Origin of the sequence: Streptomyces sp. CB02400 (genome assembly GCF_001905725.1) — a bacterium.
Lineage (GTDB): Bacteria > Actinomycetota > Actinomycetes > Streptomycetales > Streptomycetaceae > Streptomyces > Streptomyces atrovirens.
Genome location: NZ_LIWB01000010.1, coordinates 121,140 through 147,812 on the forward strand (window position 1 = coordinate 121,140; position 26,673 = coordinate 147,812).

Below are 26,673 nucleotides of genomic sequence, written 5' to 3' on the forward strand. Positions count from 1 at the left end.
GCGGCCCCGTCCGTTTCCCGTGAGTCCGGCCGGCCGGATCGCGGCTCAGGCGACCGGGGCCGTCCGGTCCTTGTCCGGCGTGGTGTCCGCGGTGGCGGACTCCTCGGCGAGGCGTTCCATGCCGCTGGTGGTCTTCAGCGGCTTCTCCTTCAGGAAGACCACGGCGACCAGCGCGAGCAGCGCGAACGGCGTGGCGATGAGGAACAGCTCGGCGGTGGCGACACCGTAGGCGTGCTCCACGATCTCCCGCATCGGGGCGGGGAGCGTGCTCATGTCCGGGACGCTGTGCCCGCCGCCGCCCGAGCCGCCCTCGGCCCCTCCGGCGGCGCCCGCCTTCTCCAGCCCCTTGGTCATCTCGCTGGCGACCCGGTTGGCGAGGATCGCACCGAGGACGCTGGTGCCGATGGTGCCGCCCATGCTGCGGAAGAAGGACAGCACGGAGGTCGCGGCGCCCAGTTCGGCCGCGGGGACGTCGTTCTGCGCGGCGAGCACCAGGTTCTGCATCAGCATGCCGACACCGATGCCCAGGACCGCCATGTAGACGCTGAGCAGGCCGAAGTGCGTCTTGGCGTCGATCGTGGCCAGCAGCGCGAGGCCGATGGTCATGATGACCGCGCCCGCCACCAGGTAGCTCTTCCACTTGCCGGTCCGGCTGATCAACTGCCCGGCGACGGTGGACGACACCAGCAGACCCAGGATCATCGGCAGGCTCATCAGACCGGCGACGGTCGGCGACTTGCCCAGGGAGACCTGGAAGTACTGCGAGAGGAAGACGGTCCCGCCGAACATGGCGACACCGACCAGGAGGCTGGCCACCGTGGTCAGGGTGACCGTGCGGTTCTTGAAGATGTCGAGCGGGATCACCGGCTCGTCGGTACGGGCCTCGACGAGGACCGCCAGGGCCAGCAGCAGCACGCCGCCGATCACGAGCGCGGCGGTCTGCCACGACGCCCAGTCGAACTGGTTGCCGGCCAGCGAGACCCAGATGAGCAGCGCGCAGACACCGGCGACGATCAGGAAGGCGCCGAGCCAGTCGATCTTCACCTGGCGCTTGACGGTGGGCAGCTTCAGCGTGCGCTGCAACAGGAAGATGGCCAGCAGCGCGAACGGCACGCCGATGAAGAAGCACCAGCGCCAGCCCAGCCAGTCGGTGTCCACCAGCACACCGCCGATCAGCGGTCCGGCCACGGTGCCGACGGCGAAGACGGCACCGAAGATGCCGGAGTACCTGCCCAGTTCCCGGGGCGGGATGACGGCGGCCATGACGACCTGCGCGAGCGCGGTCAGACCGCCCGCGCCGATGCCCTGCACGACCCGGCTGAAGATCAGCAGCGTCGTGTCGTGCGAGAAGCCCGCCAGCAGCGAGCCGACCACGAACATCAGCAGCGAGAGCTGAAGCAGCAGCTTCTTGTTGAAGAGGTCGGACAGCTTGCCCCACAGGGGCACCGTCGCGGTCATGGCCAGCAGTTCGGCGGTGACGACCCAGGTGTAGGAGGACTGGCTGGCACCCAGGTCGGCGATGATCGTCGGCAGCGCGTTGGAGACGACGGTGCCCGCCAGGATGGCGACGAACATGCCGGCCATCAGGCCGGACATGGCCTGGAGTATCTGCCGTTGGGTCATGGAGGCGGGAGGCGCGTCGGCGGGCGCCGGGGGTGAGGTCACGGGATCTCTTTCGGACGGTGGTCGAACGGTCACGCGCGCGGGGCGGGCGCCGGCAGGTGCCGGCCCCTCGTGGGCGCGGAACGGACAGCAGGGGCGGCCGTGGCGGGAAGCCGGGCGGCCGGTGGTGAGGACTTACGCGGGAGGTGCCGGGAGACCGGCGGCGAGGAGGGCGAACACCTCCTGGAAGACGTCGAGGAAGGCGGCTTCCTCCGGCCGGGCGGACCAGTGCTCCACGCTGGTCCGCACCGCGGTGCCCGCCACCGCGGCCAGCAGCCGCGGGTAGAGGTCGAGCGCACCGCGCCGTTCCTCGTCGGTCGCGCAGGCGGGTGGGGACACGGATGCCGTCGGCCCGCCGGCGCGGATGCGCGCGGCGACGGCCTCGGCCAGTCCCGTCTCGTCCGCCATGTGCGCGCCGAGCGTACGGACCAGCAGGTGCGGCGAGGCGTGCACCACCTGGGCGTGCAGCCGCCACAGTTCGTGCTGCTGCTCCGCCTCGGCGAGTTCCGCGGCCAGGGCCTCGCGCAGGGCCTGGAGCGGGGAGAGCGCGGCCGGCGCGTCGAGCACGGCCTGCCGCATCCGCGCGCCCGCGTCCGCGTCGATCACGACGAAGGCGTCGTCGCGGGTGTCGAAGTAGTTGAAGAAGGTCCGCACGGACACTCCGGCCGCCGCGCTGATCGCCTCGACGGTGACCTTCTCCGCACCGTGCTCGGCGGCCAGCCGCACGGCGGCCTCGGCGAGAGCGGCACGTGTAGCCCGCTTCTTCCGCTCCCGCAGCCCGCCCTGCGCGGCACCCTTCTCCGACATACCTTGCATGCTATGCAAAGATGCACGCCATGCAAAATTCCCTCCGCCCGGCTCCCGCCCGGCGGGCGGCGGGCGCACGACGGCGTGAAGTCCGTCTCCGGTGCCCTGCGTGAGGGAGCACCGCCCGATACTCGTCACGGCGGCATGCCGCGAATCAGCCCGGAAGGACGGACGATGGCGAACTCACGGTCCGGGGAGACGGTCACCGAGCGGATCGTCCGCGTCCTCGAGACGTTCGACACCGACCGGACCGTGCAGACGGCGTCGGAGATCGGACGGCGCGCGAGGCTGCCGTCGTCCACGGCGCACCGGATCGTGGCCGATCTCGTGGAGTGCGGGCTGCTGGAACGGGACGAGGAGCAGCGGGTGCGTCTGGGCATGCGGCTGTGGGAGCTGGCGCTGCGCGGCTCCCACGCCCTGCGCCTGCGGCAGGCTGCGCTGCCGTTCATGGAGCGGGTGCAGGCCCGGGTCCGGGAGCACACCCAGCTCGCGGTGCTGGAGAACGGCGAGACCCTCTTCGTGGAGCGTCTGTCCCATCCGCACGCGGGCGCGAACATCACCCGGATCGCCGGGCGGCTGCCCCTGCACGCCTCGTCGTCGGGGCTGGTCCTGCTCGCCCACGGCCCGGAGGAGCTGCGCGAGCGGGTCCTCGCCGGGCCGCTGGAGGCGGTGTCGCCGGAGACCGCGACCGACGCGGCGCTGCTGCGCCGGGTCCTGGCCGGCATCCGGCGTGACGGCGTCGTCGTGGCTCCGGGGACGGTCGAGGCCGTCTCCACGGGCGTCGCCGTGCCGGTGCGCGAGGGGCGCGGGCGGGTGATCGCCGCGCTGTCGGTCGTACTCCCCCGTGACACGCCGACCGGTCCCGTGGCCGAGGTGCTGCGCTCCGCCGCCGCGGGCATCTCGGCGGCGCTCGGCACGCACCGCCCGTAGCCACCGGCCGGGTCGCACGTCGAGGAGATCCGATTCCCGTTCAATGGGAAGGGCCGTCGTCAACAGGGGCGGACCGGCGCCAGACTCCCTGCCACCCCGTCGGCCGTCGAAGGAGACGACATGCCCGTACGCACCCGAGTCGCCGTCATCGGAGCAGGCCCCGCCGGTCTGCTGCTGTCCCATCTGCTCGGCCGCCACGGCATCGAGTCGGTCGTCATCGACTCCCGCAGCCGCGAGGAGATCGAGACCACCATCCGGGCCGGCATCCTGGAGCAGGGCACCGTCGAGATCCTCAGCGAGACGGGGGCCTCGGACCGGGTTCTCACGGTCGGGCAGAAGCACGAGGGCATAGAGCTGCGCTTCGACGGTGAGGGCCACCGGATCGACTTCGCCGCGACCGTCGGCCGGGCGGTGTGGCTCTATCCGCAGCACGAGGTGCTGAAGGACCTGGTCGCCGCGCGCCTCGCCGCCGGCCAGGACCTCCGCTTCGGAGTGACCGCCGAGCGCGTGGAGGACGCGGAGACGGACCGGCCGCGCATCGTGGCCAAGGACGCCGGGGGCGACACCGTCGAGATCGAGGCCGATGTCGTCATCGGCGCGGACGGCTCCCGCGGTGTGGCCCGCGAGGCCGTCACGGGCACCTACGGCGGCTACTTCCGGGAGTACCCGTTCGCCTGGTTCGGCATCCTGTGCGAGGCGCCGCCCAGTGCCGAGGAGCTGATCTACAGCAACTCGCCGAACGGCTTCGCCCTCATCAGTCAGCGCGGCCCCGGTGTGCAGCGCATGTACTTCCAGTGCGACCCGGCGACGGACACCGGGGCGTACACCGAGGAGCAACTGTGGGAGATCCTGCAGTCACGCGTCCCCGGCACCACCCTCAACGAGGGCCCGATCTTCCAGCGGGACGTGCTCCGTTTCCGCAGCTTCGTCGCGCACGAGATGCGCCGGGGCCGGGTGGTGCTCGTCGGCGACGCGGCCCACACCGTGCCGCCCACCGGTGCCAAGGGCATGAACCTCGCGGTCGCCGACGTCGTCGTCCTCACCGAGGCGCTGCGCGCGCTGCTGCTCGACGGGGACGAGTCCCTGTTCGACGCCTTCCCCGACACCGCACGGAAGCGCATCTGGAAGGCGCAGCACTTCTCCTGGTGGATGACGAGCATGCTGCATCCGCAGCCCGGGACGAGCGACTTCGACCGCATGCGCCAGATCGGCGAGCTGCGCTCGGTCGTCGAGTCGGACGCCGGCCGCGCGTACCTCGCCGAGGGTTACACCGGCTGGCCGCTCGGGTGACCGCCGGGCGGGCGGCGCGCTGATCACCGTACGGCCCTGACACCTGATCGGCCGGTCGCGCCCGTGCGTTCGTCAGGCGTCAGGGGTCAGGCGTCAGGGGTCAGGGGCCAGGCGAGCACCTCGTCCATGGACTCCTCCCGCCAGCGGCGCAGGAGTTCGTGGAAGGCGTGGGCGCCGTGCGGATAGGCCGTCGGGCCGCCCGGCCGTCCGCGCCCTTCGCGGTTGTAGTAGCCGGGGGTGCACTCGGCGTGGAACCACTCGTGGTCGGGGGCGCCTTCGGCCAGGGTGGCGATCCAGGCGGCCTCCGCCTCGCGGGACGGTTCGACGAGGGCGCCCTTGGCCTCGGCCGCCGCCACCAGGGCGGCGGCGTGCACGGCCTGTTCGTCCAGGACGTGTGTGAAGTTGACGCTGCCGGCGTTCTGCAGGGAACCCATCTGGATCAGGTTCGGGAAGCCGTTGGCGGTGAAGCCGTGCAGGGTGCGGATGCCGTGGCGGGCCCACGCGTCGAGCAACTGGACTCCTCCCCGGCCGTGGACGGGCAGCCTGCCGGAGTGGACGCCGGAGACGCCGACGGCGAACCCGGTGGCGAAGATCAGGCAGTCGAGTGCGTACACGGTGCCGCCCACCACGACACCGTCCTCGGTGACGCGTTCGATGCCGTGGGTGTCCGCGGTGTCGACCAGGGTGACGTTGCTCCGGTTGAAGGCCGCGTAGTACGTGTCGGAGAAGGTGGGGCGCTTGCAGGCGTACCGGTACCAGGGCTTGAGGGTCTCCGCCGTCGACGGGTCGGTGACCGCCTGTGCGACCCGGGCCCGCACCTCGTTCATCTTCGTGGCGTCGGCGATCTCGTGGGCGGCCTCGAAGGCCTCCCGGTCGTCCGGGCGGCGGAAGCTCGGCAGCAGTTTCTCCAGCAGGCTCGCCGACGACGTCCAGCCGTCCGCCACGAGATCCTCGTCGAACGTCTCGCCCGAGACGATGCGCAGGAAGTTCTCCCGGCGTGCGCGGGCCCAGCCCGCACGGTCCGCGCCGACGTCCTCGGCCGTGGTACGGCGGTTGGCGCGCACGTCCACCGTGGAGGGGGTGCGCTGGAAGACGTGAACGTGCCCGGCGTCCTCGGCCAGCATCGGAATGACCTGCACGCCGGTGGCGCCGGTGCCGACGACGCCCACGCGCTTGTCCGCGAGCCCGGTCAGACCGCCCTGCGGGGTGCCGCCGGTGTAGGCGTAGTCCCAGCGGGACGTGTGGAAGGTGTGCCCCTCGAAGTCCTGGATGCCGGGTATCCCGGGCAGTTTCGGCTCGGTCATGGTGCCGGTGCCGGTGATGACGTACGTCGCCCGGAACCTGTCGCCGCGGTCGGTGGCCACGATCCAGGTGCGGGAGCTCTCCTCCCAGGTCAGCGCGGTGACGGTGGTGGAGAACAGGGCGTCCGCGTAGAGGTCGTACTGCCGCGCGATCCGCATCGCGTGCTGCCGGATCTCCTCGCCCGGCGCGTACTTCCACTGCGGTACGTATCCGGTCTCGTCCAGCATCGGCAGGTACACGTGGGACTCGATGTCGCAGTGGACGCCCGGGTACCGGTTCCAGTACCAGGTGCCGCCGAAGTCACCGCCCTTGTCGAGGATCCGGACCCGCGCCACGCCCTGCTGACGCAGCCGCGCCCCGGCGAGGATGCCGGCGAAACCGCCGCCGACGACGGCCACGTCGACGGTGTCGCGCAGCGGCTCGCGCCCGGCGGGCTCGCCCACGTACGGGTCGGCGGCGTAGAAGCCGAACTCGGCGTCGGCGCCGAGGTACTGGCGGAGGCCGTCGGGCCGTACGCGCCGCTCGCGCTCGCGGCGGTAGCGCCGTCGCAGCGCGGCGAGCTCGTTGGGGGCCGGCCTGTGAGGGGACGCCATGTGAGGGGACGCCATGTGGGGGGACGCCATGTGGGGACCTCGCTTCTCTCCGTCTGCTGTCGGGGCCGGACGGCCGTACGAACTGCCTTGGGAACGAACGGCCTTGGCGCACCGTAGCAACAACCGGACAACACTGTCCGGTTAGGGTTCGGGGGCACGACGACCTTCGGACAGGAAGAAGTGACCCCCATGCGACGACTTCGGAACCGATCCCTTGCCGTGCTGGCCGCGCTCGGCGCGCTGGCCCTGACCGGATGCGGCAGCGACCGGCACACGCCCGGCGGCCCCGCCGCGCACCGGACCGTCACCGCCCACCAGCTCATGCGGCTGACCACGGTCCACGAGGAGACCGGGATGACCCTGCTGGAGGGTCCGGTGTTCGGCGAGGACGGCAGGCTGACCGTCGTCGACGTCACCGCGCCCGCCGGAGAGCCGAAGGTGCTGCGCGTCGATGTCCGGAAGAAGACGGTGCGGAAGGTCTTCACGGACGACCGGGGGGCGTACACCTCGGCCCAGTTCAGCCCGTACGACGGACGGCTCTACCTGTCCGACTTCGCCCACGGCGAGATCGTCTCCCTGGCCCCCGACGGGAGCGACCGGCGCACCTTCTTCACCGGCGAGGTCGACGGCGCCCGGATGCGGCCCGACGACATCGCCTTCGACCGGGACGGCAACCTGTACGTCAGCGACTCCCTCGGCCTGTCCGAGGGCGAGAAGCGCGGACGTGTGGTGCGCGTCGGCCGGGACGGCGAGGAGGTCACCGTCCTGGCCGACGGTCTCGCCGCGACGAACGGCATCTCGTTCGACGTGGACTACCGCGGGCTGTGGATCAGTGAGCTGACGGAGAACCGGATCTCCTACCTCCCCGTCGTCCAGCGGGCCGGGACGACCGGCCGGCACACGGCCGTCCGTGTCGACGGCGGCATCGCGCAGACCGACTCCATCGCCGTGGACGCGGACGGCAACCTGTACCAGGCGCTGCACGGCCGGCCCGCGATGGCCGTCTACGACCGGTACGGCGAGCGCCTCGCGACGGTGGAGGTGCCGGCCCGCGCCGAGGGGCTCGAGTCGGCGACCAACGTGGCGATCACGCCCGGCGGGACCAAGGCGTACATGACCGTCAGCGGACCCGCCGGCGGGTACCTGTACACCTTCGACGCGTTCGCGGAGGGCATACGGCAGTCCAACGGCGGCTGAGCGCTCAGCCCTCGAAGGGCCGCACCGGTCCCACCGTGACGCCGAGCAGCCGCCAGGCCGCCAGCGCCCGGTGTTCACGCGTCTCGGGCGTGGGGCCGGTGACGGCTCCGGAGACCATGGCGACGGCCAGCATCAGGTCGTCCGTCAGGCGGTGGCCGTCCGGCAGGCACCCGCGCAGGGCGCGCTCGACCCGCTCGGACAGGTCCCGGGCGTACGCGTGGGCGGGGAAGCGGCCGCTCGCCCCGTCGGCGTGGAGGAGGCCGATGAAGGCCGCCGACCGCACCAGGTGCCAGGTCAGCACGCCCAGCACCCCGTCCGGGGTCGCGCCCTCCGCGGCAACCGCCTGCTCGATCTGGCGCACGTTCTCCTCCAGGACCGCCGCCGCGACGGCGTCCCGGTCGGGGAAGTGCCGGTACAGCACGCCCTGTCCGACACCGGCCCGGCGCGCGATCGCGGACAGCGGGGCGTCCAGACCGTGCGCCGCGTAGATCTCCCGGGCGGCGGTGACCAGGGCGGCCCGGTTGCCGGCGGCGGCCCTCGGCCCCCGGTTCGCGGGCCTCCGCCCGTCCGACGTGGCGTGCTCGGTCATCCGGACAGGGTAGCGGGGAACCGCGGCCCTACCCGATCCCCTCCGCGGCGACGGCCAGCGCCCGGCGCAGGGTCGCCTCCAACTCGGTCTCGGCCGCCCCGCGTTCGCCCCGCGTGTGCTCGCCGCGCCAGGCGTGGTGCTCGACGGCCGCGCGCAGGGCCGCGTTGAACATCGCCGCACGGATCGTCACGTCCAGGTCGTCGGCCGGCAGTCCGGCCCGCTCGGCCAGGGCGCGGGCGAACGCCGGCTCGGCCTCGTCGTAGGTCTGGAGCCAGACGGCGCGCAGTCCGGGTTCGGTCCGGGTGAGCCGGACCAGGGCGCCGACGGTCTCCTGGTCGGGCCCGCCGGCCACGCCGGCCCCCACCGCCAGCCACCGGTCCACGGCCTCGTCCAGGGGCTGCCCGGACGGCCACTCCCGCAGGAAGACGGCGAGGGTGTCGATGCCTTCCGAGAACAGCGGTGTCACACAGCTCTCCTTGCTCGGGAAGTAGCGCCACACGGTGCGCGCCGACAGGCCGACGGCCCGGCCGATCTGTTCGCCGGTGGTGGCCGTGACGCCCTGGGTGACGAACAGCTCCACGGCGGCCCGGGCGATCTCCCTCCGGATCTCGGTTCTGCGCGCCTCGGTCAGGGGCGGTCGTCCCGTGCGGCCACGGGGTGCGGTCATCGGTTCCTCTCCTCCGGTTCCGGCGGGCGGGTGATCGAGCTCTCGGAGATCTTCCCTCATCCCCTTTTCGTCACTCAGAGACATTAAGTCGTACGGTGATGCCGACCGGGGCGCTCGGAGCCCCGCACGAGGAACAGGAGAGCTTCATGGCCGGCACATTCGACGGACGCGGCGTCATCGTCACCGGGGCCGGGTCGGGGATAGGCCGCGCCGCCGCCCTGGCCTTCGCCGCCGAGGGCGCCCGGGTCCTGGTCGCGGACCTCGACGCGGCGGGCGCCGCGTCGACGGTCGAGGCGATCGAGGAGGCCGGCGGCACGGCGGTCGCCGTCACCGGCGACCTGGGCGACCAGGCCGTCGTGGACCGGGTGGCGCGGACCGCCGTCGAACGCTTCGGCGGCGTGGACGTCCTGGTGAACAACGCCGGGATCATGGACGGGATGACGGCTCTGGCGGACGTGACCGACACGGAGTGGGAACGTGTCCTGCGGGTCAATCTGACCGCGCCCTTCCTGCTCACCCGCGCCGTGCTGCCGCACATGCTGGCGGCCGGCAAGGGCGCCGTCGTCAACACCGCCTCCGAGGCGGGTCTGCGCGGCAGCGCGGCGGGCGCCGCCTACACCGCCTCGAAGCACGGCGTCGTGGGGCTGACCAGGAACCTCGCGGTGATGTACCGCAAGCAGGGCATCCGCGCGAACGCCATCGCGCCGGGCGGCACCGCCACCAACATCGCCGTGAACGCCGACCCGGCCGCCCACGGCCCCGCGACGCTCGGCCCCCACTTCGTCAACCTCGGCCGCCTGGCCCGGCCCGAGGAGCAGGCCGCGGCCATCCTGTTCCTCGCCTCGGACGCGGCCGGCAACGTCAACGGGGCGGTCCTGCCGGTGGACGACGGCTGGTCGGCGGTGTGACCCCCGCGCCGGCCTAGGCCTCCCCGGCCGCCGCGCGGAGGGCGTCCAGGACCGGGCGGATCAGCGGGTGCTCCTCGGCGCCGCGGCGGACGGCGGCGAAGACGCGGCGGGTCGGGGCCACCCCGTCGACCGGGCGGACGACCACACCCGTGAGGTCCATGCCGCGCAGCGCCGAGCGGGGCACCAGGGCGACGCCGACGTCCGCCGAGGCGAGGGCGACCACCGCGCGGAAGTCGTCCGAGGAGTGCTCCAGGCGGGGCTGGAACCCGGCGCTCTCACAGGCCAGCACGACCACGTCGTGGCAGGGGTTGCCGGGGTACGGGCCGATCCACGGGTCCTTGGCCAGCTCGGCGAGCGGCACCTCGGCGGTGTCGGCCAGACGGTGGGTGACGGGGACGACCGCGTCGAAGGGTTCGGCGTACAGCGGTGCGTGGGCCAGTCGCGGGTCGTCGGCGGGCGGCGCCCCGCGGTACTCGACCGCCACGGCGACGTCGACCTGCCGGTCCAGGACCATCAGCAGGCTGGCGTCCCCCTCGGCGTCCTGGACCCGGATGCGGATGCCGGGCGCCGACCCGGCGAGACGGGCCACGGCGGGCGCGACGACCTCGGCGATCCCGGTGGCGAACGCGGCGACCGTGACCGTGCCGGCCTCCCCCGATCCGTAGGCGGCCAGTTCGGCCTCGGCCCGCTCGAGCTGGGCGAGGACGGCGTTGGTGTGGCCGAGCAGGATCTCTCCGGCCGGGGTCAGCCGTACGCCCTTGGCGCCGCGCTCGACGAGACGGTGGCCGGTCTCCTGCTCAAGGGCGGCGAGCTGTTGAGAAACGGCCGAGGGGGTCAGATAGAGCGCGGCGGCTGCCGCCGTGACCGTGCGGTGGTCGGCCACCGCACGGAGGATGTGGAGCCGCCGTGCCTCGATCATGGATGCGATTGTCTCAAATCGCTCGGTGTGTTCCGCTCAGGCGTCTCAGGCGTCGAGTTCCGCCCGTGCCGCCACGAAGGCGTCCACCGCGCGGTTCACGTCCTCGGTGGAGTGCGCGGCGGAGAGCTGGACGCGGATGCGGGCCTGGCCCTGCGGCACCACGGGGTAGGAGAAGCCGATCACGTACACCCCGCGCTCCAGCAGCAGCTCCGCCATGCGGCCCGCCTTCGACGCGTCGCCGATCATCACCGGGGCGATGGCGTGGTCGCCGGGGAGGATGTCGAAGCCCTCCTCGGTCATCCGGCGGCGGAACAGCGCGGTGTTCTCCGCCAGCCGGACGCGCAGGTCGTCGGCCGACTCCAGCAGGTCGAGGACCTTCAGGGAGGCGGCGGCGATCACCGGGGCGAGGGTGTTGGAGAACAGGTACGGGCGGGAGCGCTGGCGCAGCAGGGCGACGATCTCCGCGCGGGCGGCGACATAGCCGCCGGAGGCGCCGCCGAGCGCCTTGCCGAGGGTGCCGGTGATGATGTCGACCCGGTCCATGACGCCGTGCAGCTCGGGGGTGCCGCGCCCGCCGGGGCCGACGAAGCCGACGGCGTGCGAGTCGTCGACCATGACCATGGCGCCGTGCCGGTCGGCGAGGTCGCAGATCTCGTCCAGCGGGGCCACGTAGCCGTCCATGGAGAAGACGCCGTCGGTGACGATCAGCGTGCGGCGCGCGCCGCCCTCCGCCGCCTCCTTGAGCCGGCGCTCCAGGTCGTCCATGTCGCGGTTGGCGTAGCGGAAGCGGCGGGCCTTGGAGAGCCGGATGCCGTCGATGATCGACGCGTGGTTCAGCGCGTCGGAGATCACCGCGTCCTCGGGGCCGAGCAGCGTCTCGAAGACACCGCCGTTGGCGTCGAAGCAGGAGGAGTAGAGGATCGTGTCCTCCTGGCCGAGGAACGCCGACAGCCGCGCCTCCAGCTCCTTGTGCACCTCCTGGGTGCCGCAGATGAAGCGGACGGACGCCATGCCGTAGCCCCAGCGGTCCAGGGCCTCGTGGGCGGCGGCGATCACCTCGGGGTGGTCGGCGAGGCCGAGGTAGTTGTTGGCGCAGAAGTTGAGCACCTCGCCGGGACGGCCGCCGGCGGTGACGTTCACGGTGGCGGACTGCGGGGTGCCGATGACGCGCTCGGGCTTGTGCAGTCCGGCGGCGCGGATCTCGTCGAGGGTGGCGCGCAGGTCGTCACGGACGGACTCGAACATCGAGGCTCCTAGGGTGCGTTGAGGGCGAGTGAGCCAAAGGGGCGTGTCTGTGTCGGGGCAGCATGGGGGTCCCTCCCGCTCGAGCGCGGTCGAGAGTGGGGGAGCGCGGAGGCCCGAAGGGTCGAGCACGGTCGCTGCGCCGGCACGGACTTCTGCGTCCCGGCGGCGAACCGAGCCATGATCAATCAGTCCAGTCGAGGATGACCTTGCCGCCCTTGCCGCCGGCCGCGTCCTCGAAGGCGGCCTCGAAGTCGCGGTAGGAGTAGCGGCCGGTGATCACGGGGGCGAGGTCCAGGCCGCCCTCCAGCAGCACCGACATGGCGTACCAGGTCTCGAACATCTCACGGCCGTAGATGCCCTTGATGGTGATCATCGAGGTGACGATCCGGGACCAGTCGACCGGGAACTCCTCGGCCGGCAGGCCGAGCATGGCGATCCGGCCGCCGTGCGTCATGTTGGCGATCATGTCCCGCATGGCCTCGGGGCGGCCGGACATCTCCAGGCCGATGTCGAAGCCCTCGCGCAGGCCGAGGGTGTGCTGCCCGTCGGCGATGGTGGACTCGGCGACGTTGAGCGCCAGGGTCGCGCCGATCTTGCGGGCTAGTTCCAGGCGCTCCTCGCTGACGTCGGTGATCACGACGTTGCGCGCGCCCGCGTGCCGGGCGACGGCGGCGGCCATCAGACCGATCGGGCCGGCGCCGGTGATCAGGACGTCCTCGCCGACGAGCGGGAAGGACAGCGCGGTGTGCACGGCGTTGCCGAACGGGTCGAAGATCGCGGCGACGTCGAGGTCGACGGGCACCCGGTGCACCCAGACGTTGGTGGCGGGGAGCACGACGTACTCGGCGAAGGCGCCGTCGCGTCCGACACCGAGGCCGACCGTGGCCCGGCACAGGTGGCGGCGTCCGGCCAGGCAGTTGCGGCACTTGCCGCACACCAGGTGGCCCTCGCCGCTGACCCGGTCACCGGCCTTGATGTCGGTGACGTCCCCGCCGGTCTCCACGACCTCGCCGACGAACTCGTGCCCGAGGACCAACGGGGTGCTGATCGTCTGCCGGGCCCAGCCGTCCCAGGACCGGATGTGCAGGTCGGTGCCGCAGATACCGGTGCGCAGCACCTTGATCAGCACGTCACCGGGTCCGACGGCGGGCTCCGGGACGTCCGTGAGCCACAGCCCGGGCTCCGCCTTCTCCTTGACCAGCGCCTTCAACGCTACGGCTCCTGAGGGTGAGTCCCGGCCCGCGGGCACGCCGAAGCGGCCCCGGCCCGGGAAGAGGAGTGGAATCGCACTGCAATCTGCCGTACGACACCCTCACCGGTCCATCGAGGATTTCTTAAGCGCGGCCACAGCTTTCCTTCACACCGTCACCCCATCGGCGGCGTTCGAAGGCACTCACAGCGGCAGCCCGTCGTCCTCCCGGCGCTCCAGCCGTACGACGAGATCCGCGGCCTGTGCCTTGATGGCGGCGAGCCCCGGCTGTCCCCAGGCACGGGGCTGGATGTCGGTGACCGACACGGTGCCGAGCACCATGCCGGTGCTGTCGATGAGCGGCGCGCCCAGGTAGGAGCGGATGCCGAACTCGTCCACCACCGGGTTGCCGGCGAACCGCGGGTAGTCGCTCACGTCCTCCAGGACCAACGCCTTGCGCCGGGCCACCACATGGGGGCAGAAGCCGTGGTCGCGGGGCAGCACCCGGCCCAGCAGGGCGCCGGTGCCGTCGCCGCGCACGACCGGTGCGACGGGCGGGGTGTGCAGGCCCGCGAAGAACTGCCCGTTCTCACCGGGCAGGTTGACCATGGCGTACGGCGCGCCGGTGAGCTCGGCGAGGCCGTACGCGAAGGCGTCGAGCGCGGGCTCGGGGTGGTCCCCCAGTCCCAGCCGGCGCAGCCTGCGGGCGCGCTCCGGCGCTTGGCCGTCCTCGGGGGTGAGCAGCAGACGACCTGCCGGGCGGGGCGGGTCGTAGCTCATGGGCGGGCTCCCAGGTCATGGGGAAAGGTCATATATGGGCTCCGAGGGTGTGCGGGGATCACATGTGGACGCCATACCCCGTCGTGGCGGCCGGGGTGTGGGCGATGAGATGGCGGACCAGGGTCAGCAGGGTCTGGACGCCGGAGCTGGAGATCCGGGCATCGCAGCAGACGACGGGGATCTCCGCGGAGAGGTCGAGGGCGGCGCGCACCTCCCCGGGGTCGTAGCGGAAGGCGCCGTCGAACTCGTTGACGGCGACGACGAACCCGAGACCGCGCTGTTCGAAGAAGTCGACCGCCGCGAAGCACTCCTCCAGGCGCCGGGTGTCGGCGAGGATGACCGCGCCGAGCGCGCCCTCGCAGAGTTCGTCCCACATGAACCAGAAGCGTTCCTGGCCGGGGGTGCCGAACAGGTACAGCACGTGTTCCGCGTCGAGGGTGATGCGGCCGAAGTCCATGGCCACGGTCGTCTCGACCTTGTTCTCGATGCCGTCGAGGTTGTCGGTGGCGGCGCCGACCGTGGTGAGGAGTTCCTCCGTGCTGAGTGGCGCGATCTCGCTGACCGCGCCGACGAAGGTCGTCTTGCCCACGCCGAACCCGCCCGCCACCAGGATCTTGAGCGCGGTGGGGAACGGGTCGTCGTCGTGGTCCGCGCCGTCGACGTGGTCAGAGCTGTCGTCGTAGTCCATCGAGCACTGCCTCCAGAAGGGCCCGGTCCGTCGGGTTGTGGTGGAACGCGGGGGGCTTGTCGGTGAGCGCCCCGCAGTCGACGAGGTCCGCCAGCAGCACCTTGGTGACGGCCACCGGCAGCCTGAGGTGAGCGGCGACCTCGGCGACCGGGACGGGAGCGCGGCACAGGTCGAGGGCCTGCGCGTGCTCGGGGCCGAGATAGCCGAAGGGGGTGGCGCCGGTGGCTCTGACCTGCGACATGAGGTCGAGGGCGACGGTGGGACGGGTGCGGCCGTTGCTGACCGTGAAGGGACGCACCAGTCGTCCGGCCGCGTCGTCGAGCCAGGGCCCGTCACCGGCCGCCGTCACGCTCAAGGCCTCATCGCCGGCGGTTCGACGCCCTGCTGGCGGGGAGCGGTCATCAGGTACGGCCGTACGGACTTGACCAGCATCGCCATCTCGTAGCCGAGCACCGCCGCGTCGGCCTCGCGGCCGGCCATGACGGCGAGGCAGGTGCCGGAGCCGGCGGTGGTGACGAACAGCAGGGTCGAGTCGAGCTCGACGACGACCTGGCGGACGTCGCCGCCGTCGCCGAAGCGGATGCCGGCGCTGCGGCCGAGGGAGTACAGGCCGGAGGCCAGGGCGGCCATGTGGTCGGCGGCGTCCGGGTCGAGGCCGTGCACGGACTTCACCAGTCCGTCGCAGGACAGCAGTACGGCGCTGCTGGTGTGCGGTACGCGTTGCACGAGGCCGCTCATCAGCCAGTCGAGGTCGGATACCTGGGCGGTCGGCGCATCGCTCGCCATGGTGGATCGACTCCTTGGGGTACGAAGGTCTGCGGGAGCGCTGGGGGTGGTGCCGGTCATCCGGCGGGCGTGCTCCCGCCGTGTCGGGCGGGGTGGTCGGTGGGGGGTGCGGGTACGGCGGGCCGCGGTGCGGCGGGGGACTCCTGCTGGGCCTCCGCGAGGCTGACGCCGCGTTGGAAGGCGGCCATCAGGTTGGGGTCGTGCCCGGCGACGTGCTCGGTGTCCTGGCGGGGCGCGGGGCCGTCGCGGAGCTGCGGGACGATGTGCTCCTGGGCGCGGCGGCGGGGCAGCCGGGGCCTGCCCATGGTGCCCCGCACCGTGCCGCCGCGCGGGGTGAGGGGCGTGGTCCCGTGGTCCGTGAGGGCGTCGTCCCGGTCAACGTGGTGGACGCCGGGTACGGCCTCGGCGGGGTCGGGGCGCACCTCACGGGCACCGCGCGGGGGCAGCGGCGGGGCGGGCGCGTCGCCGACGGGCGACGGGGGCCGGGTGGAGGGCCAGGGCTGGGGGACGGCGGGCGTGAGGGGCGCCGCGGGTGCCTGCGCCTGCCCTCCGCCCGGCGTCGGAGTGTCCACGGGAGCCGGTACGACGGACATGTGACGGGCCGTCGGTGCGGCGCCGGTGCCGCGGTCGTGCGGGGGCGGTGCCGCGCCCTGTCCGCCGCCGGCGGTCCCCGGCTCCGTGCCGAGCAGTGCCTGCGGCACCACGAGCACGGCCTGGACCCCGCCGTAGATGTTGCTCTGGAGCCGTACGTGGATGCCGTGCCGCTTGGCGAGCTGGGAGACCACGAACAGGCCGATCCTGCCGTCGGCCAGCAGGCTGGCGACATGCACCTGGTCGGGGTCGGTGAGCAGCGCGTTCATCCGGTCCTGCTCGCCGACGGGCATGCCGAGTCCGCGGTCCTCGACCTCGACGGCGAGCCCGGAGGTGACGAGGTTGGCCCGCAGCAGCACCTGGGTGTGCGGGGCGGAGAACACCGTGGCGTTCTCGACGAGTTCGGCGAGCAGGTGGATGACGTCGGCGACGGCGTGCCCGCGCAGGGTGCCGTCGATGGGCGGCACGAGCTTGACCCGTGAGTACTGTTCGACCTCGGCGATCGCCGAGCGCAGCACCTCGGTCATGGAGACCGGGTTGCTCCACTGCCGCCGGGAGACGGCCCCGCCGAGCACGGCGAGGTTCTCGGCGTGGCGGCGGATGCGGGTGGCGAGGTGGTCGACGTGGAAGAGCCCCTTGAGCAGGTCGGGGTCCTCCATCTCGTTCTCCAGCTCGTCGAGGATGGAGATCTCGCGGTGCACCAGGGACTGCAGGCGCCGGGCGAGGTTGACGAACACCTCGAGCTTCTGTTCGCTGCCGGTCTGGCTGGAGAGCTGGGACGCCTGCACGACGGCGTGGACGGCCCCGTCGTGCGCGCGGGCGAGGTCGGCGGCGAGCAGGTCGAAGTCGGCGTCGTCGTCGAGGGCATCGGTCTGTTCGCCCCGCCGCCCGTGCGGGGGCGGGGCGTCGCCGCGGCGCAGTGTCTCGACGAGGGTGCCCAGGTCGGCCTCGCGCCGAGCGGTGCTGCGGCGCAGCGTGCCGATGCGGTCGCGCACGGACCGGGCGGCGCGGTCGGCGGCCACGGCGGCGATGACGATGCCGGCGAACGTCACCGAGGTGGCGCCGCCGAGGACGGCCCACAGGGTGAGACTCGGCCGGACCCCGGTGGAGCGGACGGTGAAGAGCACGGCCGCGCAGGCGCTGAGGGCCACCGCCACGGGCGGGAGCACGGCGAGACGCAGCAGTTGGGGCCGTATCGGTGCCTCGGGCGGCACGGGAGCGGTCCGCGCGGGCGGCCGGCCGTGCCGTCCGCCCTCACGGCGGTCCGCACGGGCGGCCGGACCGGTCCGGCGGGCCCGGGTTTCGGCGGGGTTCGCATCGGCGCGGTCCGGCTCGCGGGCCACGACCGTGGTGCCGATGGTGCCCCGCGCTCCGGCCGGACCCGGGGCACCGGCCGGGCCCGGGCGTCGGGGCCCCTCGCCCCGTCCGCTCCCTCGTCCGCCTTGTGGCTGCACGTACCGGTCCCCGCTCCCTGATCCGACTGTTGGACGCGGCCCCTCGACGCAGAAGCGCCCTACGACATGAGGTGCCGCGGTGCCGCCCGACCGACACTCAACGTAGTCGCCACCGCATCATGTGCGGTGGGCAGTTGACAAACTCATGCGGACAGCATCGCGCTCTGGTATGAGGCTTCGTACGACAGACCGATAACCCTCCCGAGCGCGGGATCGTGAATGAACAAGGAGCGATCAACGCTGGTCACAAGCGGTCGCCGCAGGTCCGCGAAGAGGGAAGGCCCCCGACCGCCCAAGCCCCGTCGGTGTGCCCGTCGACCGTCCGGGGTCAGCGGGTCAGGCGCTTTCGACCGCCGTCGCCGCACCCCACCCCTCCGGCCAGAACATCACTCACCGTCACCACTCAGCCAGGACGGGGAGGGTGCGCCACGCCGTACGGTGTTCAGGTAGTGGTCGCCGATGGCCCGCATGGTGGGACCGGCGGGGCCGCGGTCCACCAGCGCCAGGACGTTGCGCCAGAACCGGTCGGCGCCGTCCGCGTCGGTGAGGGCCGGCACGCGCTCGCCGGTGAGGAGGGCGGCCCTGGCGGTGACCGTGCCGGCCATCGCCACCTGGGCGGCCGTGTCGGCGCGCCGCTCGTGGCCGAGCCCCCGTCCCGCCGCGAGGGCGTCCGCCATGGCCGCGGTCGCGCGGTCGGTCACCGCCGAGGCGGTGTGGAGCGCGAGGGCGAGTTCTCCGTAGGCCAGCAGGAGATCGGCCTCGTCGTGCGGCGGCCGTACGGTGCCCGGACGGCCGGCCGGCGCGGACGACTCCTTCCTCGCCCCGTCACCGACCGCCCGCCGGCACAGGGCCGTCGGACACGTGAGGAGGTGTGTTGTCGGCCGCGTACTGAACCGTCACTGCACGTCGCGGACCGCGAGCAGTTCGACCGCCGCCCCGGACGATTCCAGCAGTGGTGCGGCGGCGGAACGCCGGGGGCCCGCCCGGTAGGAGGCGAGGTCCTCGCTGGTGGGAAAGGTGATGAGGTGGGCCTCGACCTGATCGTCCAGAGTGCGCAGTCGTCGCTCAAGACGCCCTCCGTACTCGGCGAGGAGCGGCAGAACGGCGCTTTCACAAGCGTCGAAGGCACCCAGGCCTCCTCCAGGCAGCCGAGCGAGCATCAAGTACGTGACGGCCATGGCTCCCTCACGGTGGTCCGAAGGCAGTGATTCCTGACCCTAGTTGAACCGCACGTCCTCGACTCCGCCCCGGCGAGGGCCTCTTCGCGTGATCTCTGAATCAGTCGAGGGGACCGGAGGAACCAGGCCGAGGCGTGGCTGCGGCTCAGCAACCCGCGATGCGTGTGCGGACGACAACTCGCAGTGGCCCTTGGATGCCGGGGCTGCCTGAACTGCCGGACGGGGCGCGGCCCTGGTCTGCGCCCCGGAACTCGGACCACATTCCTCATGGGCGACGCGACAGCGGGCTCTTCCGCGTTAACGAAAATGTCGGACAATATTAAATAACAGCCCGTCAGGTCCGCTCTAGCATGATCAGGACGCGGAGATCCCGCCATGGTCATGAGCCCCTTTCCACTCGGCCCGCACATGAGCCGCACATCCTCTTCATGCCGTGGAGAAGGCGCTCTCCGCGTCGCGGAAGTACTTCATCCGTTCGCCGGCAGCCGCGCGCCACCGCGCTACTCGACAGGGCCTCAATGAAACGTCAGGGCTGGTCCATCCGCCGCAAGTTCACCGCGCTCCTCCTGCTCCCGCTGGTGTCACTGGCCGCGCTCTGCGGCTACGCCGCCCACCTGGCTCTCGGCAACGCGCTGACCCTCTCGCGCGTCGACACCATCGGCAATCACCTCGCCGCACCCCTCGGCCGAGCCGTGATAGCCCTCCAGAGCGAACGGCGCGACGCGGTCGTGGCGGCCACCGTGCCGGACGGCGACCCCGCGTCGCTGACCGCAGGGCGCGCGGCCAGCGACGCGGCGATAGCGGCGTTCCTGAAGGAGGCGCACGACGACGAGGTCCGCAGCGCGGAGAGCGACTCGGTGCGCGAGGGCATCGAACGCGCCGAGAAGTCCCTCGCCACCCTGAGCGACATCCGGCGCGGGACCGACACGGGCACCAGTTCGCCGGACCAGGTCATGGCCGCCTACACCGGCATCAACCACGACATCGCCGAGGCGCTGCGCGCCATGACGATCCTCCCCGACCAGGACGCCCAGGAGTTCGGCCAGGCCCTCTACACCCAGGTGCCCGCAGGCGACCTCCTCTCCCAGGAGGACGCACTGATCTCGGCCACCGCCGCCACCCCCGACCGCCGGCTGAGCGCCACCGCCTACCGCACCCTCGTCCAGACCATCGGCGCCCGACGGCTGCTGAGCGCCGAGGTGCTCGCCCGGCTGCCCGCCGCCCAGCGCAAGCCGTTCCTGGAACTCGCCGCACCCGGCGGGGCCATGGCCGAGGTCACCGCCCTGGAGGACAGGCTCATCGACGCGGGCCCGACCGCCCGCACGCTCCCCTTCACCATCGCGCAGTGGCGTGCCGCCTACGACGCGGCGGCCAAGGTGAACGGCACGACCGCCCTCGACTACATCCGCCTGGTCTTCACCCTCACCGGCCCCCCGGCCCACCGCGCCTTCGTCGAACTCGCCGTCGCGGGAACGCTCAGCCTCGCCTCGCTGATCGTCTCCGTCGTGATGTCGGTCCGCATGGCGCGCTCCCTCGTCGGCGACATCAACCGCCTCAACACCTCCTCGCGCAACCTCACCGACGACAGACTCCGCGACGTCGTGGGCCGACTGCGCCGCGGCGAGACGGTGGACGTCCGCACCGGCATGAAGAGCCCCGTCTTCGTCAACCGGGAGATGGCGGAGCTCGGGGCCGCCTTCGGCGCGCTGCAACGCACCGCCGTGGACCTCGCCCAGGAGGACGTCCGCCTGCACCAGGGCATCAACCAGCTCTTCACCAATCTCGCCCGCCGCAGCCAGGTTCTCATCCACCGGCAGCTCAGTCTGCTCGACGTGATGGAACGCCACGAGGAGGACGCCAACACCCTGGACCGGCTCTTCGAACTCGACCAGCTCGCCACCCGCATGCGGCGCTACGCCGAAGGCCTGCTGATCGTCTCCGGTTCCGCGCCGGGCCGGTTCTGGCGCCGGGCGGTCCCCGTGGTGGACGTCGTCCGCGGCGGCATCGCGGAGACCGAACAGTACGCGCGGGTCGTCGTACTGCCCGTGCCGACGGTGGGCATCCAGGGTCGTGCCGCCGCCGACGTCATCCACCTGCTCGCCGAACTCATCGAGAACGCGGAGGTGTTCTCGCCCTCCGACAGCGAGGTCCGGGTCAGCGTGGGCAAGGCGGCCAGCGGCCTGGTCATCGAGATCGACGACCGCGGCCTCGGCATGCCTCCGGAGGAACTGGACGCGGCCAACCGGCGCCTCGGCGCACCGCTGGACGTCACCACCCTGGACAGCACCCGCCTCGGTCTGGTCACCGTGGGCCGCCTGGCCCACCGCCACGGCATCGAGGTGACCCTGCGCCGCTCGCCCTACGGCGGCGTCAACGCGGTGGTCCTCATCCCGGACGCCCTGCTGGAGTGGACCCAGCCCCCGTCAGCGCCCCCGGCCCCGCCGGCCCCCGAGGCCCTGACCCCGACACCCACGGGCCCACCGGCACCCACGCGGGCTCACGCGGCTCCGGTCCCGCCGGCCCCCGAGGCCCTGGCCCCGACACCCGCGGGCCCGCCGGAACGGGCTCACGCGGCCCCGGCCCCGGCGCGCCCCCACCCCTCCCCGGCCCCGGCCCCGGCCCCGGCCCCGGCCCCGGCGCAGGGCAACATGATCGACGGCCTCCCGGTCCGTGTACCCCAGGCGAACCTCTCGGACGAGGCCGCCTCGAGCAGCGACACCGGTGGTCGCGGACAGCTCATGGACTGGGGCCGTACCGACTACGAGCGACGCGTCGGCCCACCGGCCCCAGCAGCGGCACCGGCACCGGCACCGGCCGGAACCGCGACGCGCGGCCCCGCCGGCCCCCGCCCCCACCCGGGCGAACGCCCCGACCAGGTCCGTTCGATGATGTCCGCCCTCCAGGCGGGCGCGGCCCGCGCCCGGGTCGAGCAGTACGCGGCCCCCGGCGACCCGGCCGGCCGGCCGCGTGGCGACGCGCTCGGCCACGACGCGCACGCCGCCTTCCCGGCCCACATCCCCACCCCCACTTCCAGAAAGCGTGGTTGACAGCGTGGCTGACATGACCCAGGTCGGCCCGTCCGAGACGGGCTCTCCTCTCGACTGGCTGCTGAGCGACATGGTGCGCAACGTGCCGGAGATCGGCCACGCCGTCCTGCTGTCCACGGACGGGCTGCTGCTCGGCGCCTCCGAGGCACTCGACCGCGACCAGGCCGAGCGGCTCTCCGCGGTCGCCTCCGGGTTCCACAGCCTCGCCAAGGGCGCCGGGCGCCACTTCGGCGGCGGCGCGGTGCTCCAGACCATGGTGGAGATGGAGGGCGGCTTCCTGTTCGTGTGCGCGGCGGGCGACAACTCCTGTCTGACGGCGCTGACCCGCCAGGGCGCGGACATCGGCGTCGTCGCCTACGAGATGGCCATGCTGGTCAAACGCCTCGGCTTCCACATGTCGGTCGAGTCACGATGACCCACGCGCAATGGGTGGACGAGGCGGCCGGCCCGGTCGTCCGCCCGTACGCCATGGTGCGGGGGCGGACCCGCAACGAGGGCTACTTCTTCGACCTCGTGGCCTTCGTGGTCGCGACGGTCGACACGCTCCAGCACGAGGTGGAGACGCAGCCCGAGCACCGGGCGATCCTCGCCCTCTGCCGCAGCCCGCGCCCGGTGGGCGAGGTGGCGGCGCGCATGAACCTGCCGGTGGGGGTCGTACGTGTGCTGCTCGGAGACCTCTTCAACGCCCGGGCCATCCGGGTGCGGCAGCCCGCCGACCCGGCGGCGCGGCCCAGCGTCCGGATGATCAGAGAAGTACTCGAAGGACTGCGCGCACTGTGAGTACGAGACGGAAAGGCAAGCCCGCCATGTCACGGACAGAGCTGCCGGACGCCGCGAAGATCCTGGTGGCAGGGGGCTTCGGGGTGGGGAAGAGCACGCTGGTCTCCACGGTCAGCGAGATCGTCCCCTTCCACACGGAGGAGACGCTGACACGGTCCGGTGTCGACGTGGACGATCTGTCGGGTGTCGAACGGAAGGGCACGACCACGGTGGCCCTGGACTTCGGCCGGATCACCATCCACAACCGTCTCGCGCTCTTCCTGTTCGGCACCCCCGGCCAGGACCGCTTCTGGTTCATGTGGGAGGAACTGGCCGCCGGGGCGCTCTGCGCGATCGTCCTGGCCGACACCCGACGGCTGCCCGACTGCTTCCCGGCCGTCGACTACTTCGAACGCAGCGGGCTGCCGTTCGTGGTCGCCGTCAACTGTTTCGAGGGCGCCCGCCAGTACCCGGCGGAGACGGTACGCCAGGCACTGACGCTGGGCCCGCACGTACCGGTCCTGCTCTGCGACGCCCGCCTGCGCGCCTCGGTCAAGGAGACGTTGATCCAGGCGGTCGAACACGTTCTGACGGTGGAGACCCAACGCGGGACGGCAATATAGGTCCCGCATCACGGACATGGACGGCGCCGGTGGCCACGGCGGCTTCGATGCCATCGGGGCCGTCCCCGGGCCCGGATTCCGCTCTCATCCGGCGGTCTGCCCGGCCGGGTCCGATGACGGCGTGAACGACCAGGCCCGCGCCATGCGGTCGCGCCCCGGCAAGGTCGTCCCCCATCGACGTCACAGCTCGCCCTCGAGGTCGAGATCGCCGAGTGGCCGTCGGTACACCGCTCCGTCAATGACATCTTCCGTATAGGTTCCGGGAGCTGCTGGAGAGCACCTGAGGCATGGTGGTGGCGATCGCGGCGCAGATGACGTAGGTGGCCGCCTCAGTCGCTGTGAGGCACGATCAAGCTGTGATGAAACGTGTCATGGGTGCCGCTGTTCTCTACCGCCATGGGGGCATGGAAGCGCTGGGGCTACGGACCGACTGGCCGCTGCCCGAGCCCGGTCCGGGGCAGGTGCTGGTCCGGGTGGCCGCGGCGGCGATGAACAACACGGATGTGTGGACTCGCGAAGGGGCGTACGGGCTGCCCGGACGTCCGGAGGCGAAGGCGGGATGGCGGGGTCCACTGGAGTTCCCGCTGATCCAGGGCGGCGACATCGCGGGCACCGTCAGCGAAGTCGGTGCCGGCGTACCGGCGAAGTGGGTGGGCTGCCGGGTGTTGGTCGATCCCGCCTTCTACGCCGACGACCGTGAGGACGCTCCGCCCGTCGGTCTGCTGGGCAGTGAGAGGGACGGCGGCTTCGCCGAGTACGTCGTGGTGGATGCCGACCGCCTGCATGACATGAGCGCCTCCCCGCTCTCCGACCAGGAGCTGGCCGCCCTCCCGGTCGCCTACGGCACGGCGATGGGCATGCTGGAACGTGCGGAGATCCGCAGTGGTGAGACGGTGCTCGTCACCGGAGCCTCCGGCGGGGTGGGCCTGGCCCTGGTGCAGCTCGCGGCAGCTCGCGGCGCGCGGGTGGTGGCGCTGACCAGCGGCGCCAAGGCCGCCGCGCTGGAGGAGGCCGGCGCCTCGGCGACGCTGCCCAGGGACGCGGACCCCGCCGATCTGGAACGCCGGCTGGCCGCGGTGGCGCCCGGGGGCCTGGACGCCGTCGCGGACGTGGCGGGAGGACCGTGGCTCGAGCGGCTCCTGCCCGCTCTTCGGGAGAACGGACGCTGGGTCGTCGCCGGTGCCGTCGCGGGCCCCGTCATCACCTTCGACCTGCGTCGCCTCTACCTGCACAACCTCCGTCTCATCGGCTCCTCCATGCACACCCGCGCCCATTTCGCAGCTCTGGCCGGCCTGGCCCGCACCGGAAGCGTGCGACCCCGCATCGCGGCCGGCTTCCCCCTGAGCGACATCCACGCCGCTCAGAAGGCGTTTCAGGGCGGTACCCATGTAGGAAAGATCACGATCATCCCGTGACGGGCCGGTCCCGCCGGACACCTTCGTGGGCGGCAATGTCGGCCTCCTGGTCGAGGGCGGCCTCAGAGCGGGCCCGACCTGGCCGCGGGGTGTCCGCGGCCGTCGCCCGGCACGTCCGACGAGACCGGACAACTGCTCCCTGGCTCCGATCGCCGCCTCCGTCATCCGTGTTCCAACCCCCGCGTCGGGATCATCGGTGTGCGCGCCGGCGCGGCCGCCGGCCCCCTCACCCACACCTGCGGCACGGCCGCCATGCCCCACAACCGTCCCCGCGCCGCCGATCCCGACAACACCCTGGCCGCATGGCGCAACTGCTGAGCCACCCGTCGAGGGAGGGGCCCGGAGCCGGGCCCCTCCCTCGACGCGTATCAGGTGTGCGGGCGAAGGTGCGTCACTCGTGTGCGGCCGGCTCCGTTTCCGGCGGTGACTGCTGCTCCCGCCTGCCGGCCGGCCGGAGCAGCACCAGCAGGGCGGCCGACGCCGCCGCGCCGGCCAGGAGCAGCAGGACCAGCCGGTCGGAGACCGCTGCGCCGATGTCGGACAGCCGTTCCTCCAGGGCGAATTCGGTGTCGGTGCTCAGTACCGACGGCAGCGCGGATGTGCCGTCGAAGGCCAGGAACGCCACTCCGAGAGCGATGAAGAACAGGCCGCCGACGAGCGAGGTGCTGTGCAGCGTCACCGGTCCCACCCGGAAGGTCCGGCCGCGCAGCCAGCGCCTGCGGCCCAGGTCGAACCGGTCCCACAGCGACGCCAGCGCGAACATCGGAACCGCCATGCCCAGGGCGTAGACGGCGAGCAGTACCCCGCCGTGCAGGGGGTCGCCGTCCACGGCCGCCACGGTCAGGATGGAGCCCAGGATCGGTCCCGCGCAGAATCCCGCCAGTCCGTACACCGCGCCCAGGGCGAACACCGACAGGGCCGAGCCCGAACGGCGTCCGCCCGCGGCCTGCGCCATCCGGCGGGAGCCGAAGCCCACCCCGGCGATCTGCGCCACGCCCAGGGCGACGACCGTCCATCCTCCCACGGTCACCAGGGTGTCGCGGTGGCCGTAGAAGAGGCGGCCGGCGAACGAGCCGGCCACGCCGAGCGGTACGAGTGTCGTGCACAGCCCGGCGTAGAACAGGCCGGTACGCGTCACCAGCCGGGTGCGGCTGGTGAAGGAGTAGGCGAAGAAGGCCGGCAGCAGCAGTGCGCTGCACGGGCTGAGCAGGGCCAGCAGTCCGCCGAGGAACGCCACCGCCAGGCCGACTTCGCTCATCGTCCGGCCGCCTTCGCCGCCGTCTCGACGGCTTCCTCGAAGGCGGCCGTGGGCTGGGCGCCCAGGATCGGCCTGCCGTTGACCAGGAACGCCGGTGTGCTGGTCACGCCGAGGACGTAGCCCTCCTCCCGGTCCTTCTGCACGGCGCTGCGGGCCTGGTCGGAGGCCATGTCGGCCTGGAAGCGCTCGATGTCGGTGATGCCCGCCTCGCGGGCCATGGCGATGAGGTTCTCGGCGCCGAAATCACCGGCGTTGCGTTCGCGCGGCTTGCCGTAGACGACGTCGTGGAACTCCCAGAACTTCTTCTGCCGTCCGGCCGCCCAGCCGGCCAGCGCGGCCTGCTCGGACTCCTCGCCGAAGACGGGGAAGTTGCGCCATTCGATGCGCAGGACTCCCCTGTCCACGTACGAGCGCAGCAGTTCGGGTTTGGTCTCGCGGGCGAACCGGCCGCAGAACGGGCACTGGAAGTCGGAGTACTCGATCATCACCACCGGGGCGTCCGCGCGCCCGAGGGCCAGCGGGTCGGACGCATCACGGCGGGCGAGGGCGAGCAGGCTTTCGTCGGCGGGCGCGGGGACGGCGGACCCGGTGGCAGCCGCGGGCTCGCCGGCCCTCCCGTTGCGGTTGCTCGAATCGTCGAGCGTGAGGGCGAAGGCCGCGGTCACCACGGCGGCGGCGAGAACCGCGACGGCCGCGACGGTCCGCCTGCGGCTGCGGCGGGACGAGGACAGGGTGGATCCAGACATGGGACACCTCAGACGTTGAGGAGGAACAGGGTGCGGAACCGGGCCGCGGG

The 26,673-nt window shown here is 72.5% G+C and carries 26 protein-coding genes; 9 read left to right on the forward strand and 17 right to left on the reverse strand.

Annotation, left to right across the window (positions count from 1 at the left end; genetic code table 11):
* Positions 1-45: 45 nt before the first annotated feature.
* On the reverse strand, positions 46-1,623 hold the full coding sequence (locus AMK33_RS23755) for an MDR family MFS transporter (RefSeq protein WP_167748588.1): 1,578 nt from the start codon (positions 1,621-1,623) through the stop codon (positions 46-48).
* 174 nt (positions 1,624-1,797) lie between these two features.
* A complete protein-coding gene (locus AMK33_RS23760) occupies positions 1,798-2,478 on the reverse strand; it encodes a TetR/AcrR family transcriptional regulator (RefSeq protein ID WP_073934966.1) in 681 nt (226 codons plus the stop codon).
* Between the two features lie 165 nt (positions 2,479-2,643).
* Here AMK33_RS23760 and AMK33_RS23765 point away from each other — a divergent pair, with 165 nt between their 5' ends.
* Both AMK33_RS23765 and AMK33_RS23770 read left to right on the forward strand, forming a co-directional pair.
* Positions 2,644-3,399 (forward strand): IclR family transcriptional regulator, encoded by a 756-nt coding sequence (locus tag AMK33_RS23765; RefSeq protein WP_073934967.1) that lies wholly within the window; start codon positions 2,644-2,646, stop codon positions 3,397-3,399.
* 120 nt (positions 3,400-3,519) lie between these two features.
* A complete protein-coding gene (locus AMK33_RS23770; RefSeq protein ID WP_073934968.1) occupies positions 3,520-4,689 on the forward strand; it encodes a 4-hydroxybenzoate 3-monooxygenase in 1,170 nt (389 codons plus the stop codon).
* Positions 4,690-4,775: 86 nt separating this feature from the next.
* Here the strand turns inward: AMK33_RS23770 and AMK33_RS23775 are convergent, their stop codons facing one another.
* Positions 4,776-6,584 (reverse strand): flavin-containing monooxygenase, encoded by a 1,809-nt coding sequence (locus tag AMK33_RS23775; protein WP_073935115.1) that lies wholly within the window; start codon positions 6,582-6,584, stop codon positions 4,776-4,778.
* Between the two features lie 189 nt (positions 6,585-6,773).
* Here AMK33_RS23775 and AMK33_RS23780 point away from each other — a divergent pair, with 189 nt between their 5' ends.
* On the forward strand, positions 6,774-7,781 hold the full coding sequence (locus AMK33_RS23780) for an SMP-30/gluconolactonase/LRE family protein (protein WP_073934969.1): 1,008 nt from the start codon (positions 6,774-6,776) through the stop codon (positions 7,779-7,781).
* A gap of 4 nt (positions 7,782-7,785) precedes the next feature.
* Here the strand turns inward: AMK33_RS23780 and AMK33_RS23785 are convergent, their stop codons facing one another.
* Together AMK33_RS23785 and AMK33_RS23790 are read right to left on the reverse strand one after the other, a co-directional pair.
* A complete protein-coding gene (locus AMK33_RS23785) occupies positions 7,786-8,370 on the reverse strand; it encodes a TetR/AcrR family transcriptional regulator (protein WP_073934970.1) in 585 nt (194 codons plus the stop codon).
* A 28-nt stretch (positions 8,371-8,398) separates the two neighbouring features.
* Complete coding sequence (locus AMK33_RS23790) at positions 8,399-9,037, reverse strand: TetR/AcrR family transcriptional regulator (RefSeq protein ID WP_073934971.1); 639 nt, start codon at positions 9,035-9,037, stop codon at positions 8,399-8,401.
* Between the two features lie 146 nt (positions 9,038-9,183).
* Between AMK33_RS23790 and AMK33_RS23795 the strand changes: the two genes are divergently transcribed.
* Complete coding sequence (locus AMK33_RS23795) at positions 9,184-9,945, forward strand: SDR family NAD(P)-dependent oxidoreductase (RefSeq protein ID WP_073935116.1); 762 nt, start codon at positions 9,184-9,186, stop codon at positions 9,943-9,945.
* A gap of 13 nt (positions 9,946-9,958) precedes the next feature.
* Here the strand turns inward: AMK33_RS23795 and AMK33_RS23800 are convergent, their stop codons facing one another.
* The 10 genes from AMK33_RS23800 to AMK33_RS23845 all read right to left on the reverse strand — a co-directional run bounded on the left by AMK33_RS23800 (position 9,959) and on the right by AMK33_RS23845 (position 18,775).
* Entirely contained in the window at positions 9,959-10,864 is a 906-nt protein-coding gene (locus AMK33_RS23800; protein ID WP_073934972.1) for a LysR family transcriptional regulator, read from the reverse strand.
* Positions 10,865-10,909: 45 nt separating this feature from the next.
* Positions 10,910-12,109 (reverse strand): glycine C-acetyltransferase, encoded by a 1,200-nt coding sequence (locus AMK33_RS23805; protein WP_073934973.1) that lies wholly within the window; start codon positions 12,107-12,109, stop codon positions 10,910-10,912.
* 181 nt (positions 12,110-12,290) lie between these two features.
* Positions 12,291-13,319 (reverse strand): L-threonine 3-dehydrogenase, encoded by a 1,029-nt coding sequence (tdh, locus tag AMK33_RS23810; RefSeq protein ID WP_073934974.1) that lies wholly within the window; start codon positions 13,317-13,319, stop codon positions 12,291-12,293.
* 183 nt (positions 13,320-13,502) lie between these two features.
* Positions 13,503-14,078, reverse strand: coding sequence for a GAF domain-containing protein (locus tag AMK33_RS23815; RefSeq protein ID WP_073934975.1), 576 nt, complete (start codon positions 14,076-14,078; stop codon positions 13,503-13,505).
* A 58-nt stretch (positions 14,079-14,136) separates the two neighbouring features.
* Positions 14,137-14,766: a GTP-binding protein gene (locus tag AMK33_RS23820; protein WP_073934976.1), complete on the reverse strand. Its 630-nt coding sequence runs from the start codon at positions 14,764-14,766 to the stop codon at positions 14,137-14,139.
* Positions 14,744-15,115 carry a DUF742 domain-containing protein gene (locus tag AMK33_RS23825; RefSeq protein ID WP_030862933.1) on the reverse strand — a complete coding sequence of 124 codons (372 nt, stop codon included), beginning with the start codon at positions 15,113-15,115 and terminating at the stop codon, positions 14,744-14,746. The genes AMK33_RS23820 and AMK33_RS23825 overlap by 23 nt, the downstream gene beginning before the upstream one ends.
* Positions 15,116-15,117: 2 nt before the next feature.
* A complete protein-coding gene (locus tag AMK33_RS23830; RefSeq protein WP_073934977.1) occupies positions 15,118-15,552 on the reverse strand; it encodes a roadblock/LC7 domain-containing protein in 435 nt (144 codons plus the stop codon).
* Between the two features lie 56 nt (positions 15,553-15,608).
* Positions 15,609-17,486, reverse strand: a complete 1,878-nt coding sequence (locus AMK33_RS23835) for a sensor histidine kinase (RefSeq protein ID WP_073934978.1) — start codon at positions 17,484-17,486, stop codon at positions 15,609-15,611.
* Positions 17,487-17,983: 497 nt separating this feature from the next.
* Positions 17,984-18,298 (reverse strand): hypothetical protein, encoded by a 315-nt coding sequence (locus AMK33_RS23840; protein WP_073934979.1) that lies wholly within the window; start codon positions 18,296-18,298, stop codon positions 17,984-17,986.
* A 195-nt stretch (positions 18,299-18,493) separates the two neighbouring features.
* A complete protein-coding gene (locus AMK33_RS23845) occupies positions 18,494-18,775 on the reverse strand; it encodes a hypothetical protein (protein ID WP_073934980.1) in 282 nt (93 codons plus the stop codon).
* Between the two features lie 518 nt (positions 18,776-19,293).
* On the opposite strand from AMK33_RS23845, the gene AMK33_RS23850 reads away from it, so the two are divergent.
* The 5 genes from AMK33_RS23850 to AMK33_RS23870 all read left to right on the forward strand — a co-directional run bounded on the left by AMK33_RS23850 (position 19,294) and on the right by AMK33_RS23870 (position 24,619).
* Positions 19,294-21,822: a sensor histidine kinase gene (locus AMK33_RS23850; protein WP_073934981.1), complete on the forward strand. Its 2,529-nt coding sequence runs from the start codon at positions 19,294-19,296 to the stop codon at positions 21,820-21,822.
* A gap of 13 nt (positions 21,823-21,835) precedes the next feature.
* Positions 21,836-22,237, forward strand: coding sequence for a roadblock/LC7 domain-containing protein (locus AMK33_RS23855; protein ID WP_073934982.1), 402 nt, complete (start codon positions 21,836-21,838; stop codon positions 22,235-22,237).
* Positions 22,234-22,602 (forward strand): DUF742 domain-containing protein, encoded by a 369-nt coding sequence (locus AMK33_RS23860; RefSeq protein WP_073934983.1) that lies wholly within the window; start codon positions 22,234-22,236, stop codon positions 22,600-22,602. The genes AMK33_RS23855 and AMK33_RS23860 overlap by 4 nt, the downstream gene beginning before the upstream one ends.
* 26 nt (positions 22,603-22,628) lie before the next feature.
* Entirely contained in the window at positions 22,629-23,204 is a 576-nt protein-coding gene (locus AMK33_RS23865; protein ID WP_073934984.1) for a GTP-binding protein, read from the forward strand.
* A 371-nt stretch (positions 23,205-23,575) separates the two neighbouring features.
* The gene (locus tag AMK33_RS23870; RefSeq protein WP_073934985.1) at positions 23,576-24,619 is read left to right on the forward strand and encodes a zinc-binding dehydrogenase; all 1,044 of its coding nucleotides are present in this window, start codon (positions 23,576-23,578) and stop codon (positions 24,617-24,619) included.
* Positions 24,620-25,010: 391 nt separating this feature from the next.
* On the opposite strand, the gene AMK33_RS23875 is transcribed toward AMK33_RS23870, so the two are convergent.
* Together AMK33_RS23875 and AMK33_RS23880 are read right to left on the reverse strand one after the other, a co-directional pair.
* The gene (locus AMK33_RS23875; protein WP_073934986.1) at positions 25,011-25,877 is read right to left on the reverse strand and encodes a cytochrome c biogenesis CcdA family protein; all 867 of its coding nucleotides are present in this window, start codon (positions 25,875-25,877) and stop codon (positions 25,011-25,013) included.
* Positions 25,874-26,623: a DsbA family protein gene (locus AMK33_RS23880; RefSeq protein WP_073934987.1), complete on the reverse strand. Its 750-nt coding sequence runs from the start codon at positions 26,621-26,623 to the stop codon at positions 25,874-25,876. The genes AMK33_RS23875 and AMK33_RS23880 overlap by 4 nt, the downstream gene beginning before the upstream one ends.
* Positions 26,624-26,673 lie beyond the last annotated feature (50 nt).